Genomic DNA, 17,669 nt, shown 5'->3' with positions numbered 1-17,669 from the left:
CCGTGAACAGACGTAATTTTATTAAAGCAGCCTCCTGCGGCGCATTGCTGACGGGCGCGTTGCCGTCTGTCAGTCATGCGGCTGCTGAAAACCGCCCGCCAATTCCGGGATCGCTGGGGATGTTGTACGACTCGACGCTGTGCGTAGGCTGCCAGGCTTGCGTCACTAAGTGTCAGGATATCAACTTCCCTGAACGTAACCCACAAGGGGAACAGACCTGGTCGAATAACGACAAACTGTCGCCGTACACCAATAACATTATCCAGGTGTGGACCAGCGGCACGGGAGTCAACAAAGACCAGGAAGAGAACGGCTATGCGTACATTAAGAAACAGTGTATGCACTGCGTCGATCCGAACTGTGTCTCAGTGTGCCCGGTTTCTGCGCTGAAAAAAGATCCGAAAACCGGCATTGTCCATTACGACAAAGATGTGTGCACCGGCTGCCGTTACTGCATGGTTGCCTGTCCGTACAACGTGCCGAAGTACGACTACAACAACCCGTTTGGTGCGCTGCATAAGTGTGAGCTTTGCAACCAGAAAGGTGTGGAACGTCTTGATAAAGGCGGTCTGCCTGGCTGCGTAGAAGTGTGCCCGGCGGGCGCGGTGATTTTTGGTACGCGTGAAGAGCTGATGGCGGAGGCGAAAAAACGTCTGGCGCTGAAGCCTGGCAGCGAATACCACTATCCACGTCAGACGCTGAAATCTGGCGACACTTACCTGCACACAGTGCCGAAATATTATCCGCATCTGTACGGCGAGAAAGAGGGCGGTGGTACTCAGGTTCTGGTACTGACGGGTGTGCCTTATGAAAATCTCGACCTGCCGAAACTGGACGATCTTTCTACTGGTGCGCGTTCCGAACATGTTCAACACACCCTGTATAAAGGCATGATGCTACCACTGGCTGTGCTGGCGGGCTTAACCGTGCTGGTTCGTCGCAACACCAAAAACGACCATCACGACGGAGGAGACGATCATGAGTCATGATCCACAACCGCTGGGCGGCAAAATCATCAGTAAACCGGTCATGATTTTTGGACCGTTAATCGTCATCTGTATGCTCCTGATTGTGAAGCGTCTGGTGTTCGGTCTGGGCTCTGTCTCTGACCTGAACGGCGGCTTCCCGTGGGGCGTGTGGATCGCGTTTGACCTGCTGATCGGCACCGGCTTTGCCTGTGGCGGCTGGGCGCTGGCGTGGGCGGTATACGTCTTTAATCGTGGGCAATACCATCCGCTGGTGCGTCCGGCACTGTTGGCAAGTCTGTTTGGTTACTCACTGGGTGGCTTGTCGATCACTATCGACGTGGGTCGCTACTGGAACCTGCCGTACTTCTACATTCCGGGTCACTTCAACGTGAACTCGGTACTGTTCGAGACGGCGGTCTGTATGACCATCTACATCGGCGTGATGGCACTGGAGTTTGCTCCGGCACTGTTTGAACGTCTGGGCTGGAAAGTGTCGCTCAAGCGTCTGAACAAGGTGATGTTCTTCATCATCGCGCTCGGCGCGCTGCTGCCAACTATGCACCAGTCTTCAATGGGGTCGCTGATGATCTCGGCGGGCTACAAGGTGCATCCGCTGTGGCAAAGCTATGAAATGTTGCCGCTGTTCTCGCTGTTGACGGCGTTCATCATGGGCTTCTCGATTGTCATCTTTGAAGGTTCGCTGGTGCAGGCGGGTCTGCGTGGCAACGGTCCGGATGAAAAGAGCCTGTTCGTCAAACTGACTAACACCATCAGTGTGTTGCTGGCGATTTTCATCGTGTTGCGCTTTGGCGAGCTGATCTATCGCGACAAGCTGTCGTTAGCGTTTGCCGGTGACTTCTACTCCGTGATGTTCTGGATTGAAGTCCTGCTGATGCTCTTCCCGCTGGTTGTTCTGCGTGTGGCGAAGCTGCGTAATGATTCCCGCATGCTGTTCCTGTCAGCACTGAGCGCACTGTTAGGTTGTGCAACCTGGCGTCTGACCTATTCGCTGGTGGCATTCAACCCGGGCGGTGGTTACGCCTACTTCCCGACCTGGGAAGAACTGTTGATTTCTATTGGTTTTGTGGCTATTGAGATTTGCGCTTACATCGTACTCATTCGTCTACTGCCGATACTTCCTCCTTTAAAACAAAACGATCATAATCGTCATGAGGCGAGCAAAGCATGAGCCAGAGAATTACTATTGATCCGGTAACCCGAATTGAAGGGCATTTACGCATCGATTGCGAAATCGAAAATGGCGTCGTTTCGAAAGCATGGGCTTCCGGTACCATGTGGCGCGGCATGGAAGAGATCGTGAAAAACCGCGATCCGCGCGATGCATGGATGATTGTGCAACGTATCTGTGGCGTATGTACTACCACTCACGCGCTGTCTTCTGTCCGTGCGGCAGAGAGTGCGCTGAATATCGACGTTCCGGTTAACGCGCAATACATCCGTAACATCATTCTGGCTGCGCACACCACGCATGACCATATCGTTCATTTCTATCAGCTTTCGGCGCTGGACTGGGTGGACATCACTTCTGCACTGCAAGCTGATCCAACCAAAGCCTCCGAAATGCTGAAAGGCGTTTCGACCTGGCATCTGAACAGCCCGGAAGAGTTCACTAAAGTTCAGAACAAGATCAAAGATCTGGTTGCCAGCGGTCAGTTGGGTATTTTCGCTAATGGCTACTGGGGGCACCCGGCAATGAAACTGCCGCCGGAAGTGAACCTGATTGCGGTAGCGCACTACCTGCAGGCGCTGGAGTGCCAGCGTGACGCTAACCGCGTCGTGGCGCTGCTGGGCGGTAAAACGCCGCACATTCAGAACCTGGCGGTAGGCGGTGTCGCGAACCCAATCAACCTCGACGGTTTGGGCGTGCTGAACCTTGAGCGCCTGATGTACATCAAGTCTTTCATCGACAAACTGAGCGACTTTGTTGAGCAGGTTTACAAGGTTGATACCGCAGTTATCGCCGCGTTCTACCCGGAATGGCTGACGCGCGGTAAAGGTGCGGTGAACTACCTGAGCGTGCCGGAATTCCCGACCGACAGCAAAAATGGTAGCTTCCTGTTCCCGGGCGGCTACATCCAGAATGCCGATCTGTCGACTTACCGTCCGATCACTTCTCATTCCGATGAATACCTGATCAAAGGGATTCAGGAAAGCGCGAAGCACTCCTGGTATAAAGACGAAGCGCCGCAGGCACCGTGGGAAGGTACCACCATTCCGGCTTACGACGGTTGGTCTGACGACGGTAAATATTCCTGGGTGAAATCACCGACTTTCTACGGCAAAACGGTAGAAGTGGGTCCGCTGGCTAACATGCTGGTGAAACTGGCGGCAGGTCGCGAATCTACCCAAAACAAACTGAATGAAATCGTTGCGATTTATCAGAAACTGACTGGCAACACGCTGGAAGTGGCGCAGCTGCACTCCACGCTGGGCCGTATCATTGGTCGTACCGTTCACTGCTGCGAATTGCAGGATATCCTGCAAAATCAATACAGTGCACTGATCACCAATATCGGCAAAGGCGATCACACCACCTTTGTTAAGCCGAACATTCCGGCAACGGGTGAGTTCAAAGGCGTTGGCTTCCTTGAAGCACCGCGCGGTATGCTCTCTCACTGGATGGTGATCAAAGACGGTATTATCAGTAACTACCAGGCAGTTGTTCCATCAACCTGGAACTCTGGCCCGCGTAACTTCAATGACGACGTTGGTCCTTACGAACAGTCGCTGGTGGGCACGCCGGTTGCTGATCCGAATAAACCGCTGGAAGTGGTGCGAACCATTCACTCCTTTGACCCGTGCATGGCCTGTGCGGTACACGTAGTGGATGCCGACGGCAACGAAGTGGTTTCAGTGAAGGTACTGTAATGCGTATTTTAGTCTTAGGGGTTGGCAATATTTTGCTGACCGATGAAGCCATCGGTGTGCGGATTGTCGAAGCGTTAGAGCAACGATACATTCTGCCGGATTATGTTGAGATCCTCGATGGCGGCACGGCGGGAATGGAGCTGCTTGGCGACATGGCAAATCGCGATCATCTGATTATCGCCGATGCCATTGTGTCGAAAAAGAACGCGCCGGGAACGATGATGATCCTGCGGGATGAAGAAGTTCCGGCGTTGTTTACCAACAAAATCTCTCCGCATCAGCTTGGCCTGGCTGACGTATTGTCGGCCCTGCGCTTCACCGGCGAGTTTCCGAAAAAGCTGACCCTGGTCGGCGTGATCCCGGAATCGCTGGAGCCGCACATCGGCTTGACGCCGACGGTCGAAGCGATGATTGAACCTGCGCTTGAGCAGGTTCTGGTTGCGCTGCGCGAATCAGGCGTGGAAGCCATCCCACGGGAGGCGACTCATGAATGAAGAGATAGCAGGTTTTCAGACCTCCCCGAAGGCGCAAGTACAGGCAGCGTTTGAAGAAATTGCCCGGCGTTCGATGCACGATCTCTCTTTTCTGCATCCTTCAATGCCGGTGTATGTTTCTGACTTTACGCTGTTCGAAGGTCAGTGGACGGGGTGTGTGATCACCCCGTGGATGCTGAGTGCAGTTATCTTCCCCGGCCCGGATCAACTCTGGCCGCTGCGCAAAGTGAGTGAAAAAATCGGTCTGCAACTGCCGTATGGCACCATGACCTTTACCGTTGGCGAACTGGACGGTGTTTCGCAATATCTCTCCTGCTCGCTGATGTCGCCGCTTTCGCACAGCATGTCGATTGAAGAGGGCCAACGGCTGACGGATGACTGCGCGCGGATGATCCTTTCGCTGCCGGTCACCAATCCGGATGTACCACACGCAGGGCGTCGTGCCCTGCTATTTGGCCGCAGGAGTGGCGAAAATGCATGAGTTGTCGCTTTGCCAAAGCGCCGTTGAAATTATCCAACGGCAGGCGGAGCAGCATGATGTTAAGCGCGTCACCGCCGTGTGGCTGGAAATTGGCGCGCTATCCTGCGTTGAGGAGAGCGCCGTCCGTTTTAGTTTTGAAATTGTCTGCCACGGAACGGTGGCGCAAGGGTGCGATTTACATATCGTCTATAAACCCGCCCAGGCCTGGTGCTGGGATTGTAGCCAGGTAGTGGAGATTCATCAGCACGATGCGCAATGCCCGCTCTGTCACGGTGAGCGGTTGCGCGTCGATACCGGCGATTCGCTAATCGTCAAAAGTATTGAAGTTGAATAACCGGAGTTAACAATGTGTATTGGCGTTCCAGGCCAGGTGCTGGCTGTCGGTGAAGATATTCACCAGCTTGCGCAGGTTGAAGTATGTGGTATCAAGCGCGACGTGAATATCGCCCTGATTTGTGAAGGTAATCCTGCCGATCTGCTGGGCCAGTGGGTACTGGTACACGTCGGATTTGCCATGAGCATCATCGACGAAGATGAAGCCAAAGCCACATTAGACGCACTGCGCCAAATGGATTACGACATTACCAGCGCGTGATGATTAGCTTTTGTAGGCCTGATAAGACGCGGCTGCATCGCATCAGGCATTGTGCACGATTGCCGGATGCGGCGTGAACGCCTTATCCGGCCTGGATGGCTTGCTGCGACGAACACCAACCCTTACCCCTGACGCTTATCTTCCGTATTCGTCTCGAAATCACTGGCGTCATGGCGCTCATGCAACTGCTCATTCAGCGGTCCGTTGGTGCGGTTAACAATACGCCCACGCTTCACCGCCGGACGTTCGCCTACTTCTTTCGCCCAGCGTTGTACATGCTTATAACTGCCCGCATCAAGAAACTCTGCGGCATCATACACACCACCTAACACAACGTTGCCAAACCACGGCCAGATTGCCATATCCGCAATGGTGTACTCATCGCCCGCAACAAACTTATGCTGTGCCAGTTGCTTATCCAGCACGTCGAGCAGGCGCTTGGCTTCCATGGTAAAGCGGTTGATGGCGTATTCAATTTTCACCGGCGCGTAATGGTAAAAGTGACCAAAACCACCGCCGAGGAACGGCGCGGCACCCTGTAACCAGAACAGCCAGTTCATTGCTTCAGTACGTTTCGCCAGATCCTGCGGCAGGAAGTAGCCAAATTTCTCCGCCAGATAAAGCAGAATCGATCCAGACTCAAACACGCGGATCGGCGGAGTATGGGTATGATCGCGTAGCGCCGGGATCTTCGAGTTTGGGTTCACTTCGACAAAGCCGCTGGAGAATTGATCGCCATCGCCAATACGAATCAGCCAGGCGTCGTACTCTGCACCAGTAACGCCCAGCGCCAGCAGCTCCTCAAGCATAATTGTCACTTTCTGACCGTTTGGCGTGCCCAGAGAATAGAGCTGCAACGGGTGCTTGCCCACCGGCAGCGTTTTCTCATGCGTTGGACCAGAAACCGGGCGATTGATATTGGCGAACGCGCCGCCAGCGGATTTATCCCACGTCCAGACTTTCGCGGGCTGATAAGTATTGTCTGTCATAGTGAGTTGCCTTCTGAGTGGTAGTGTTGAAGCAGTGTAGCAGGTCACTTGCTGTACAGAATGTGAATTTTTTAACCCTTTGCGCCAGCCGCTGCGATGAGGTGTATGATTAGTCTGACCTCTGTCCGGTTAATGTCGCTGAGCAGGTAATCAGAGCACAACAATTACGCCAACTGCTTAGGTTGTATTGTTAAAGGTAAAGTGATGAGCAAAGGAACGACCAGCCAGGATGCCCCGTTCGGGACATTATTGGGCTACGCCCCAGGTGGGGTAGCAATCTACTCTTCAGATTACAGTTCTCTCGATCCGCAGGAATACGAAGATGACGCCGTATTCCGTAGCTATATCGACGACGAATATATGGGCCACAAATGGCAATGCGTTGAATTTGCTCGCCGTTTTCTCTTTCTGAATTACGGTGTGGTCTTCACTGACGTGGGTATGGCGTGGGAGATTTTCTCGCTGCGCTTCCTGCGTGAAGTGGTTAATGACAACATCCTGCCATTGCAGGCATTTCCTAACGGCTCGCCGCGTGCGCCGGTCGCGGGTGCGCTTCTTATCTGGGATAAAGGCGGTGAATTTAAAGACACTGGCCATGTCGCCATCATTACTCAATTGCATGGCAACAAAGTCCGTATTGCGGAACAGAACGTGATTCATTCCCCGTTACCGCAAGGGCAACAGTGGACACGCGAGCTGGAGATGGTGGTCGAAAACGGCTGCTATACCCTTAAAGACACGTTTGATGACACCACCATTCTGGGCTGGATGATCCAGACGGAAGATACCGACTACAGCTTACCGCAGCCGGAAATTGCAGGCGAGCTGCTGAAAATCAGCGGAGCGCGTCTGGAAAACAAAGGTCAGTTTGACGGTAAATGGCTGGATGAAAAAGATCCGCTACAAAATGCCTACGTGCAGGCCAACGGTCAGGTGATCAATCAGGATCCGTATCATTACTACACCATTACCGAGAGCGCAGAGCAGGAGCTGATTAAAGCCACCAACGAGCTGCACCTGATGTATCTTCACGCAACCGACAAGGTGCTAAAAGATGACAACCTGCTGGCGCTGTTCGACATTCCGAAAATCCTCTGGCCACGTTTGCGTCTCTCCTGGCAGCGTCGCCGTCACCATATGATCACCGGTCGTATGGATTTCTGCATGGACGAACGTGGCCTGAAGGTCTACGAATACAACGCCGATTCCGCCTCCTGTCATACCGAAGCGGGCTTGATCCTCGAACGTTGGGCGGAGCAGGGCTATAAAGGCAACGGCTTCAATCCTGCGGAAGGGCTGATTAACGAACTGGCTGGTGCCTGGAAACACAGTCGTGCACGTCCGTTTGTCCATATCATGCAGGACAAAGATATCGAGGAAAACTATCACGCGCAGTTTATGGAGCAGGCGCTGCACCAGGCGGGCTTTGAAACGCGTATCTTGCGTGGGTTGGATGAACTGGGCTGGGATGCTGCCGGGCAACTGATTGATGGGGAAGGGCGACAGGTTAACTGTGTGTGGAAAACCTGGGCGTGGGAAACCGCGTTTGATCAGATTCGTGAAGTTAGCGACCGTGAGTTTGCTGCGGTGCCGATCCGTACCGGTCATCCGCAAAATGAAGTGCGTTTAATTGACGTATTGCTGCGCCCGGAAGTGCTGGTCTTTGAGCCGCTGTGGACGGTGATCCCCGGCAACAAAGCGATTCTGCCGATCCTCTGGTCGCTGTTCCCGCACCATCGTTACCTGCTGGATACCGATTTCTCCGTGAATGATGAACTGGTGAAAACCGGTTACGCCGTGAAGCCGATTGCCGGTCGCTGTGGCAGCAATATCGACCTTGTCAGCCATCATGAAGAGGTGCTGGACAAAACCAGCGGTAAATTTGCCGAGCAGAAAAACATTTACCAGCAACTGTGGTGCTTGCCGAAAGTGGACGGTAAATACATCCAGGTATGTACTTTCACCGTTGGCGGCAACTACGGCGGTACTTGCTTGCGCGGTGATGAATCACTGGTCATCAAAAAAGAGAGTGATATTGAACCGTTAATTGTGGTGAAAGAGTAATACATGTTGTAGCAACCCCGTACTGATTATGAAGAATAGTCAGTACGGGGATTAATCAAAATATTCAATATTTATATATTTCAATGTCTATTCATTTTATATGTGAATATATCAACCAGCAGAATACCTGTGTTCTAATTATTTTTAAATATTTTGAATGAATGCTTATTGTCTGATACACAAGAAATAACTCTCTTTTTATCGTTAAAAGATGATATTTCACTTTGCCCGCGCCGTGAAAGTCACTGATAATGCGTTCGTTCGTAAATTCAAAATGGCGTAATCTAATATATGCTAAATTTATTTGTTGGCCTTGATATATACACAGGGCTTTTGTTATTACTTGCTCTGGCATTTGTGTTGTTCTACGAAGCAATCAATGGTTTTCATGACACGGCGAATGCGGTGGCAACCGTTATTTATACTCGTGCCATGCAGCCACAGCTTGCCGTGGTGATGGCGGCATTTTTTAACTTTTTTGGCGTATTGCTAGGCGGACTTAGCGTTGCCTATGCCATTGTCCATATGTTGCCAACCGATTTGTTGCTGAATATGGGGTCAACTCACGGCCTGGCGATGGTCTTTTCCATGCTGCTGGCGGCGATTATCTGGAACCTGGGAACGTGGTTCTTTGGTTTACCGGCCTCCAGTTCGCATACCTTGATTGGTGCGATTATCGGCATCGGTTTAACCAACGCGCTTTTAACCGGCTCATCGGTGATGGATGCGTTAAACCTGCGTGAAGTGACCAAAATTTTCTCCTCGCTGATTGTTTCCCCTATCGTCGGCCTGGTCATTGCGGGAGGCCTGATATTCCTGCTGCGCCGCTACTGGAGCGGGACGAAAAAGCGTGACCGTATTCACCGCATTCCGGAAGATCGCAAAAAGAAAAAAGGCAAACGTAAGCCACCATTCTGGACGCGTATTGCGCTGATTGTTTCCGCTGCGGGCGTGGCGTTTTCGCACGGCGCGAACGACGGGCAGAAAGGGATCGGACTGGTGATGCTGGTACTGGTGGGGATTGCTCCTGCTGGTTTCGTCGTCAATATGAATGCGTCCGGCTATGAAATTACCCGTACCCGCGATGCCGTCACCAACTTTGAACACTATCTGCAACAGCATCCTGAACTGCCGCAGAAGTTGATTGCGATGGAACCTCCATTGCCTGCGGCATCGACTGATGGCACGCAAGTAACGGAGTTTCATTGTCATCCGGCAAATACCTTTGATGCGATTGCGCGCGTTAAAACGATGTTGCCAGGTAATATGGAAAGCTACGAGCCGTTAAGCGTGAGTCAGCGCAGCCAGCTGCGCCGCATTATGCTGTGCATCTCTGATACCTCTGCGAAGCTGGCGAAACTGCCAGGCGTCAGTAAAGAAGATCAGAACCTGCTGAAAAAACTGCGCAGCGATATGTTAAGCACCATTGAGTACGCTCCGGTGTGGATCATCATGGCGGTAGCACTGGCGCTCGGCATTGGCACCATGATTGGCTGGCGTCGTGTAGCGATGACCATCGGTGAGAAGATTGGTAAGCGCGGCATGACGTATGCGCAAGGCATGGCGGCACAAATGACGGCGGCAGTGTCTATCGGCCTTGCCAGTTATATTGGGATGCCCGTCTCCACAACGCACGTCCTCTCGTCTGCGGTAGCAGGGACGATGGTGGTGGACGGCGGTGGGTTACAGCGTAAAACGGTAACCAGCATCCTGATGGCGTGGGTGTTTACTTTACCGGCGGCGATTTTTCTGTCTGGTGGGTTGTACTGGATAGCATTGCAGTTGATTTAACCTTCCTGAAAATGCCCGGTCCTGACGATCGGGCATTTCCATTTTTGACTAGTGATAACCACACGCGGTCATAAAATCCGTAATCGCTTTTTCTGCATCAACCAGCACCTTTTCCAGTGGCTGATTGGCGTCGATATCAACCAGTTGTGCACCACCAAAGGTTAACTGTGGCGTTATGGCAATCTTTCTCGCCAGCGATTCCCGTTTATGGTCGGGTTTACGCGCGCAGGCAACTTCAAGGTCAACATTGAGTTTGATAACCAGATCAGGCTTATGGCTCGCCATCCAGTGAAATGCTTTACGTTCCTGGCTTGCCAGCCATGAGACAAACCGGCCGCCTTCAACGTTAGGTGGGAACACCGTACCATCGTAAGCGCCAGGAATTTGGTCCTGAGGATAACGATCGGTTAAGACAATCAGCCCGCGACGACGACAGGCGAGCATATGACGAAAGCGTAACAGTCGGCGGGCGACGAAAGCGGTGATCACCAGGGCCGGAACCGGACCCGGCAATTTTTTTGCCGTTTTCACTTCATTTTTTTCAATAGTCTTGTGCAGAGACTTTCCCATCAACGGTAATTTTGTCACTGCACGACCGACATTTCCGGCCTGTTTTCCTAAATGAACTCTTTCGGCAGCACCATATTTTTCGACAACGGTAATAAGATGTTCACACACCGTTGACTTGCCTGAACCATCGCTACCAATAACGGCAATTAATGGAGGTGTTATTGACTGCATGAATATATCCTTAAATTTAAATATCCATCCAAAATATTTATTTGGTTAATATGTTTTTATGAAAGCGTAATTCAGGTCAATGTCACAATTAACCATTGTCACAATAAGGTTGAACGGATATTCTGAGCACGGACCACGTAATATTCAATACATTATTTGCTGCCGGGTTTTTCGTGAATCAACGTAATATGTCAATAATTAATTCCACGCCAGTGCGTGTTATTGCCATTGTAGGATGTGATGGTTCAGGTAAATCGACCCTCACGGCAAGCCTGGTAAATGAACTGGCAGCAACAATGCCAACAGAACACATTTATCTCGGGCAATCGTCCGGGCGAATTGGCGAATGGATTTCACAGCTCCCTGTTATTGGCGCACCTTTTGGGCGTTATCTGCGAAGTAAAGCGGCACATGTGCACGAAAAGCCCTCCACACCGCCTGGCAATATTACTGCGCTGGTTATCTATCTGCTTTCCTGCTGGCGGGCGTATAAGTTTCGCAAAATGTTGTGTAAAAGCCAGCAAGGCTATCTGCTCATCACCGACCGCTACCCGCAGGTTGAAGTGCCGGGTTTTCGCTTTGATGGCCCGCAACTGGCAAAAAACACGGGCGGTAACGGCTGGATAAAAATGTTAAGACAGCGCGAGCTCAAACTTTACCAATGGATGGCGTCTTATTTGCCCGTATTGTTGATTCGTCTTGGCATTGATGAACAAACCGCGTTTGCGCGTAAACCTGACCACCAACTGGCGGCGTTACAGGAAAAAATCGCTGTTACGCCGCAACTGACATTCAATGGTGCAAAGATCCTTGAACTGGATGGTCGGCAACCCGCCGATGAAATTCTGCAAGCGTCACTACGCGCAATTCACGCCGCGCTTTCCTGATCACCAAATGGATAGGGGATGATTTAACGAATGGATGCACTACAAACACAAACTGTTAATAGTACAACCGCGCCGCAGCCCAACTACATTCCGGGGCTGATTGCGGTGGTCGGGTGTGATGGCACCGGTAAATCCACACTGACCACTGACCTGGTGAAATCGCTGCAACAACACTGGCAAACCGAGCGCCGCTATCTGGGGCTGCTCTCCGGCGAAGACGGCGACAAAATCAAACGGTTGCCGCTCGTTGGCGTCTGGCTGGAACGGCGACTGGCGGCCAAATCCTCGAAAACCCAAAGCATGAAAACCAAATCTCCGGCGCTATGGGCGGCGGTGATTATGTACTGCTTCTCGCTGCGAAGAATGGCGAATCTACGCAAGGTTCAGCGACTGGCGCAAAGTGGCGTTCTGGTGGTCAGCGATCGCTTCCCGCAGGCTGAAATTTCGGGCTTTTATTATGACGGACCGGGGATTGGCATCGAGCGTGCGACCGGGAAAATCAGCATGTTTCTGGCCCAGCGCGAACGGCGTTTATACCAAAAAATGGCGCAATACCGTCCTGAATTAATTATTCGTTTGGGGATTGATATTGATACTGCCATCTCCCGCAAGCCTGACCATGACTATGCCGAGCTGCAGGACAAAATCGGTGTCATGTCGACGATTGGCTATAACGGCACAAAAATTCTTGAGATTGATTCCAGAGCGCCCTACAGCGAAGTGCTGGAACAGGCACAGAAGGCGGTTTCTCTGGTTGCAATCGTTTCTGACCGCCGAAGTTTAACTTAAGGTTGGCGGGATACTTTTTATTATCAACGATAAGGTCAGGCTGAATTGGCGGGGTTTAACATCAAACATTGGTTTGCAGATGGCGCGTTTCGCACCATTATTCGCAATAGCGCCTGGTTAGGCTCCAGTAATGTCGTGAGCGCTTTGCTGGGTCTGTTGGCGCTCTCGTGTGCCGGTAAAGGGATGACGCCCGCCATGTTTGGCGTACTGGTGATTGTGCAATCGTACGCCAAGTCGATCAGCGATTTTATTAAGTTTCAGACATGGCAGCTGGTGGTTCAGTACGGAACGCCAGCCTTGACCAATAATAATCCGCAGCAATTTCGCAATGTCGTCTCATTTTCCTTCTCGTTGGATATCGTCAGCGGCGCGGTGGCGATTGTCGGCGGCATTGCCTTACTCCCTTTTCTTTCCCATTCATTAGGTCTGGATGACCAAAGCTTTTGGCTGGCAGCGCTGTATTGCACGCTCATTCCTTCAATGGCTTCCTCCACACCGACCGGCATTCTGCGTGCAGTAGATCGCTTCGATTTGATTGCTGTACAGCAGGCGACGAAACCTTTTCTGCGCGCAGCGGGGAGCGTCGTAGCCTGGTATTTTGATTTTGGTTTTGCGGGTTTTGTTATTGCCTGGTACGCATCGAATCTGGTTGGCGGCACCATGTACTGGTGGTTTGCCGCGCGCGAATTACGCCGCAGAAATATCCATAACGCCTTCAAATTGAATCTGTTTGAGTCTGCCCGACACATTAAAGGCGCGTGGAGTTTTGTCTGGTCAACCAACATTGCCCACTCCATCTGGTCGGCACGTAACTCGTGCAGCACAGTGTTGGTGGGGATCGTGTTAGGACCCGCTGCCGCCGGGTTATTTAAAATCGCCATGACATTCTTCGATGCCGCCGGAACGCCAGCGGGTTTACTGGGCAAAAGTTTTTACCCAGAGGTGATGCGTTTAGATCCGCGTACCACCAGACCGTGGTTGTTAGGCGTGAAGTCCGGTTTACTGGCGGGCGGAATCGGTATTCTGGTGGCGCTCGCGGTGTTGATCGTCGGCAAGCCGCTCATTTCGCTGGTGTTTGGCGTTAAGTATCTCGAAGCGTATGACCTGATTCAGGTGATGCTTGGCGCAATTGTGATTTCGATGCTGGGCTTCCCACAGGAGTCATTGCTATTGATGGCGGGAAAACAGCGCGCTTTTCTCGTGGCGCAAACCATCGCCTCAATCGGCTACATCGTATTGCTGTTCATGTTCTGTCATCTGTTTGGCGTGCTGGGGGCTGCATTTGCTTACTTCGGTGGGCAATGTCTGGATGTGGTGCTCTCGTTAATTCCAACCTTAAAGGCATTTTTTCAGCGCCATTCCTTGCTTTATAACGCAGCCGGAGAGAAATCCTGATGATGAGAAAATATTTCCCGCTTGAGGCGAGCGAGCGTCTATTTATTGCAGTTGAAGAAGATGATGTCGTTGATGCGCAGGTCAGTTTACCGCCGACTATCGCAACAGGTTGTACCACCGAAATCATTCATGATAATTACGCGTTATGCCTGCAATTCTGGCTGAATGGCGTTGATCGTCAGGAATTACTGCGTTTAATCCACAAACAAGCCAAAGGCGAGGGGCTTACGGCTGACGAGCGTAAACAGTTTAAATATATGCGGGCGCGTTATAAGCATCTACGTTTTGCCCAACGGTTGTATTTAAAAAAGCATCAGGCCGGATTTTTATTTGGCAAAACGACCGTTTTTCTTGGACGTTTTCAGGACGGCTTTCGTAACGGTAAGAAAAATATTGTGTCGTTTTACGGCAACCTTTTACGGATTTATTTAAGCTCTCCGGTCTGGTTGTTGGTGAACTATTCATTACGCCATAGCCAGTTAGAAAGCGTAAGCGGTTTTATTGCCTATCGGCAAAAGCAAATGCACCTCCTGAAAGAGATTATTGCCAAACCACGGCTAACTGGCAGGGAATTTCATGATGTACGAAAAATAATCAGCCAGCAGGTTTCTTATTACGACACCCTAAGATCGCTTGATCCTGAAAATAAAGAAGCGTTACAGATTTCCCGCTTCCTCGCCGCCATTAATGGCCTGATGGGGGATAAACACGACGACATGGTGGCGGATGATATGGAAAACCGCCAGTCGTATGATGCACCGATGGCGCTGGATAGCGATATTCGTCAGCGCTTAGAACTGCTGATTTCGCGTTTTCCGCTATAACCGGAGCAATGATGTCATCTCGTTTGATTATTGCGCTGATTATCATGCTCTTAGCCCCGGGTGTGCAGGCGCACAATTTCGTCACTGGTAAAACGGTTACCCCTGTTTATATCCAGGAAGGCGGCGAGCTGCTTCTGAATAGCGACGACGAAATTCACTACCAAAAGTGGAACAGCACACAGCTGGCGGGAAAAGTCCGCATTATTCAGTATATCGCCGGGCGTAAGTCGGCGAAGAAAAAGAACTCACTGTTAATTAAAGCGGTTGAAGCGGCAAACTTTCCGCAGGATCGTTTTCAGCCCACCACCATTGTGAACACCGATGATGCCATCTTTGGTACTGGCTATTTTGTCGTTGGCAAAATCGAAAAAAATAAACGCCGCTATCCGTGGGCGCAATTCGTTATTGACGGCAATGGACAGGGACGCGTTGTCTGGCGGTTGCCGGAGCAGAGTTCAACCATTCTGGTGCTGAATAAAGCCGGGCAAATTCAGTGGGCAAAGGACGGCAGCCTGACGCCGGAAGAGGTAGATCATGTCATTGCGCTGGCGCAGAAGCTGATCAATGAATAAAAAACTCAAAGGATTGAGGGCGTTAGTGAGATGAAGCTGGTTGAACACTACATCATGCGTGGTACGCGCCGTCTGGTGCTGATTATCGTCGGTTTTCTGATCTTTATTTTCGCCAGCTACTCCGCACAGCGTTATCTGACCGAAGCGGCAAATGGGACATTAGCTCTTGATGTTGTGCTGGATATTGTTTTCTACAAGGTGCTGATTGCACTGGAGATGTTGTTACCTGTTGGACTGTATGTGTCAGTTGGCGTGACGCTAGGGCAGATGTATACCGACTCGGAAATTACCGCTATTTCTGCGGCGGGGGGGAGTCCGGGACGCTTGTACAAAGCCGTTCTTTATCTGGCGATACCGCTAAGTATTTTTGTCACCCTTCTGTCGATGTATGGTCGTCCGTGGGCTTATGCGCAGATTTATCAACTGGAGCAACAGTCGCAGTCGGAGCTGGATGTTCGCCAGTTGCGGGCAAAGAAATTTAACACTAACGATAACGGACGAATGATCCTTTCGCAGACGGTTGATCAGGATAATAATCGCCTGACTGACGTGCTGATTTATACTTCTACTGCCAATCGAACCCGTATTTTCCGCGCCCGTTCGGTTGATGTAGTTGACCCATCACCCGAGAAACCGACCGTTATGTTGCATAACGGGACCGCCTATCTTCTCGATCATCAGGGGCGTGACGACAACGAACAGATCTACCGTAATCTGCAATTGCATCTGAATCCGCTGGATCAAAGCCCTAACGTCAAACGCAAAGCAAAATCGGTCACGGAGCTGGCGCGCTCCGCCTTTCCTGCCGATCATGCCGAACTGCAATGGCGACAAAGCCGTGGCCTGACAGCATTGTTGATGGCGCTGCTGGCCATTTCATTAAGTCGGGTAAAACCGCGGCAAGGGCGATTTTCAACGTTATTGCCACTGACGTTGCTGTTTGTTGCCATTTTTTATGGCGGCGACGTCTGCCGTACGCTGGTGGCTAACGGCGCGATTCCCCTCATTCCTGGTTTGTGGTTAGTACCCGGACTCATGCTAATGGGCCTGCTGATGCTGGTCGCACGCGACTTCTCTTTGCTGCAGAAATTTTCCCGATGAATGTTTTCAGTCGCTATTTAATTCGTCATCTCTTTCTCGGTTTTGCCGCCGCCGCAGGGCTATTGCTGCCGCTCTTTACCACCTTCAACCTGATTAACGAACTGGATGATGTCAGCCCGGGTGGTTATCGCTGGACTCAGGCGGTGCTGGTGGTGCTGATGACCTTACCGCGCACACTGGTCGAACTTTCGCCGTTTATCGCCTTATTGGGAGGGATTGTCGGCCTGGGGCAGTTATCGAAAAACAGTGAGCTTACCGCCATTCGCAGCACGGGGTTTTCTATCTTCCGTATTGCACTGGTGGCGCTGGTTGCCGGGATATTGTGGACTGTTTCATTAGGCACGATAGATGAGTGGGTGGCGTCGCCATTGCAGCAACAGGCGCTGCAAATCAAATCGACTGCCACTGCGTTGGGGGAGGACGATGACATTACCGGCAATATGCTGTGGGCCAGGCGTGGTAATGAATTTGTGACGGTGAAATCGCTGAACGAGCAGGGCCAGCCGGTGGGCGTGGAGATATTTCATTACCGCGACGATCTCTCGCTCGAATCCTACATTTATGCACGCAGTGCCACCATTGAAGACGACAAAACGTGGATCCTGCATGGTGTGAATCATAAAAAATGGCTGAATGGCAAAGAAACGCTGGAAACATCTGATAATCTTGCCTGGCAATCGGCCTTCACCAGTATGAATCTTGAAGAGTTATCGATGCCGGGAAATACTTTTTCTGTCCGTCAACTTAATCATTACATCCATTATTTGCAGGAAACCGGGCAACCCAGCAGCGAATACCGCTTTGCACTGTGGGAAAAACTGGGACAACCCATCTTGACCCTTGCGATGATTTTGCTGGCTGTGCCGTTTACCTTTAGTGCCCCGCGTTCGCCTGGGATGGGTAGCCGTCTCGCTGTAGGCGTCATCGTGGGGTTACTCACCTGGAGCAGCTATCAAATCATGGTCAATCTGGGATTGCTATTTGCGTTGAGCGCACCTGTTACCGCGCTCGGTTTACCGATAGCGTTTATGCTGGTGGCGTTGAGCCTGGTGTATTGGTATGACAGTCAACATTAAACCCGCCGTGGCG

18 protein-coding genes are annotated in these 17,669 nt (G+C 51.5%); 16 read left to right on the top strand and 2 right to left on the bottom strand.

What is annotated here, in order from left to right:
- Positions 1-2: 2 nt before the first annotated feature.
- From hybA to hybG, 7 genes are read left to right on the top strand one after another with little or no spacing between them, the layout of a single operon-like run.
- Positions 3-989, top strand: a complete 987-nt coding sequence (gene hybA, locus QUE74_RS19485; protein ID WP_001081868.1) for a hydrogenase 2 operon protein HybA — start codon at positions 3-5, stop codon at positions 987-989.
- Entirely contained in the window at positions 979-2,157 is a 1,179-nt protein-coding gene (gene hybB, locus QUE74_RS19480; protein WP_000017694.1) for a Ni/Fe-hydrogenase cytochrome b subunit, read from the top strand. The genes hybA and hybB overlap by 11 nt, the downstream gene beginning before the upstream one ends.
- Entirely contained in the window at positions 2,154-3,857 is a 1,704-nt protein-coding gene (gene hybC, locus QUE74_RS19475; protein WP_000083074.1) for a hydrogenase 2 large subunit, read from the top strand. Before hybB ends, hybC begins: the two co-directional genes overlap by 4 nt.
- Entirely contained in the window at positions 3,857-4,351 is a 495-nt protein-coding gene (locus QUE74_RS19470; RefSeq protein ID WP_001221942.1) for a HyaD/HybD family hydrogenase maturation endopeptidase, read from the top strand. Before hybC ends, QUE74_RS19470 begins: the two co-directional genes overlap by 1 nt.
- Positions 4,344-4,832, top strand: coding sequence for a hydrogenase-2 assembly chaperone (gene hybE, locus QUE74_RS19465; protein ID WP_001001337.1), 489 nt, complete (start codon positions 4,344-4,346; stop codon positions 4,830-4,832). The genes QUE74_RS19470 and hybE overlap by 8 nt, the downstream gene beginning before the upstream one ends.
- Entirely contained in the window at positions 4,825-5,166 is a 342-nt protein-coding gene (gene hypA / locus QUE74_RS19460; protein ID WP_000544953.1) for a hydrogenase maturation nickel metallochaperone HypA, read from the top strand. The genes hybE and hypA overlap by 8 nt, the downstream gene beginning before the upstream one ends.
- Before the next feature lie 12 nt (positions 5,167-5,178).
- Positions 5,179-5,427: a hydrogenase maturation factor HybG gene (gene hybG / locus QUE74_RS19455; RefSeq protein ID WP_000334896.1), complete on the top strand. Its 249-nt coding sequence runs from the start codon at positions 5,179-5,181 to the stop codon at positions 5,425-5,427.
- Positions 5,428-5,549: 122 nt separating this feature from the next.
- Here the strand turns inward: hybG and yghU are convergent, their stop codons facing one another.
- The gene (gene yghU / locus QUE74_RS19445; RefSeq protein ID WP_001352936.1) at positions 5,550-6,416 is read right to left on the bottom strand and encodes a glutathione-dependent disulfide-bond oxidoreductase; all 867 of its coding nucleotides are present in this window, start codon (positions 6,414-6,416) and stop codon (positions 5,550-5,552) included.
- 204 nt (positions 6,417-6,620) lie between these two features.
- Here yghU and gss point away from each other — a divergent pair, with 204 nt between their 5' ends.
- Together gss and pitB are read left to right on the top strand one after the other, a co-directional pair.
- Positions 6,621-8,480, top strand: a complete 1,860-nt coding sequence (gene gss, locus QUE74_RS19440; protein WP_001354969.1) for a bifunctional glutathionylspermidine amidase/synthase — start codon at positions 6,621-6,623, stop codon at positions 8,478-8,480.
- A 291-nt stretch (positions 8,481-8,771) separates the two neighbouring features.
- Positions 8,772-10,271 (top strand): inorganic phosphate transporter PitB, encoded by a 1,500-nt coding sequence (gene pitB / locus QUE74_RS19435; protein ID WP_000933296.1) that lies wholly within the window; start codon positions 8,772-8,774, stop codon positions 10,269-10,271.
- A 48-nt stretch (positions 10,272-10,319) separates the two neighbouring features.
- Here the strand turns inward: pitB and QUE74_RS19430 are convergent, their stop codons facing one another.
- Positions 10,320-11,012 (bottom strand): dTMP kinase, encoded by a 693-nt coding sequence (locus tag QUE74_RS19430; protein ID WP_001190762.1) that lies wholly within the window; start codon positions 11,010-11,012, stop codon positions 10,320-10,322.
- A 173-nt stretch (positions 11,013-11,185) separates the two neighbouring features.
- Here QUE74_RS19430 and QUE74_RS19425 point away from each other — a divergent pair, with 173 nt between their 5' ends.
- Genes QUE74_RS19425 through lptG form a run of 7 tightly spaced genes read left to right on the top strand, consistent with a single transcriptional unit; the run spans position 11,186 to position 17,656 of the window.
- Complete coding sequence (locus QUE74_RS19425; RefSeq protein ID WP_001076266.1) at positions 11,186-11,899, top strand: dTMP kinase; 714 nt, start codon at positions 11,186-11,188, stop codon at positions 11,897-11,899.
- Positions 11,900-11,929: 30 nt separating this feature from the next.
- Positions 11,930-12,688, top strand: a complete 759-nt coding sequence (locus QUE74_RS19420) for a nucleoside/nucleotide kinase family protein (protein WP_000339524.1) — start codon at positions 11,930-11,932, stop codon at positions 12,686-12,688.
- A gap of 45 nt (positions 12,689-12,733) precedes the next feature.
- Positions 12,734-14,083: a lipopolysaccharide biosynthesis protein gene (locus tag QUE74_RS19415; protein ID WP_000896872.1), complete on the top strand. Its 1,350-nt coding sequence runs from the start codon at positions 12,734-12,736 to the stop codon at positions 14,081-14,083.
- Complete coding sequence (locus QUE74_RS19410) at positions 14,083-14,907, top strand: hypothetical protein (protein ID WP_000984956.1); 825 nt, start codon at positions 14,083-14,085, stop codon at positions 14,905-14,907. The genes QUE74_RS19415 and QUE74_RS19410 overlap by 1 nt, the downstream gene beginning before the upstream one ends.
- Before the next feature lie 11 nt (positions 14,908-14,918).
- Complete coding sequence (locus QUE74_RS19405) at positions 14,919-15,479, top strand: YtfJ family protein (protein ID WP_001354968.1); 561 nt, start codon at positions 14,919-14,921, stop codon at positions 15,477-15,479.
- A gap of 30 nt (positions 15,480-15,509) precedes the next feature.
- Positions 15,510-16,580 (top strand): LPS export ABC transporter permease LptF, encoded by a 1,071-nt coding sequence (gene lptF, locus QUE74_RS19400; RefSeq protein WP_000779656.1) that lies wholly within the window; start codon positions 15,510-15,512, stop codon positions 16,578-16,580.
- Positions 16,577-17,656, top strand: coding sequence for an LPS export ABC transporter permease LptG (gene lptG, locus QUE74_RS19395; protein WP_001354967.1), 1,080 nt, complete (start codon positions 16,577-16,579; stop codon positions 17,654-17,656). The genes lptF and lptG overlap by 4 nt, the downstream gene beginning before the upstream one ends.
- Positions 17,657-17,669: the final 13 nt, after the last annotated feature.

Source organism: Escherichia sp. 10290 (assembly GCF_030295155.1).
GTDB classification, from domain to species: domain Bacteria; phylum Pseudomonadota; class Gammaproteobacteria; order Enterobacterales; family Enterobacteriaceae; genus Escherichia; species Escherichia coli_F.
Note: the sequence above shows the minus strand (reverse complement) of the source record. Positions and strands in the feature narration are given on the sequence as shown.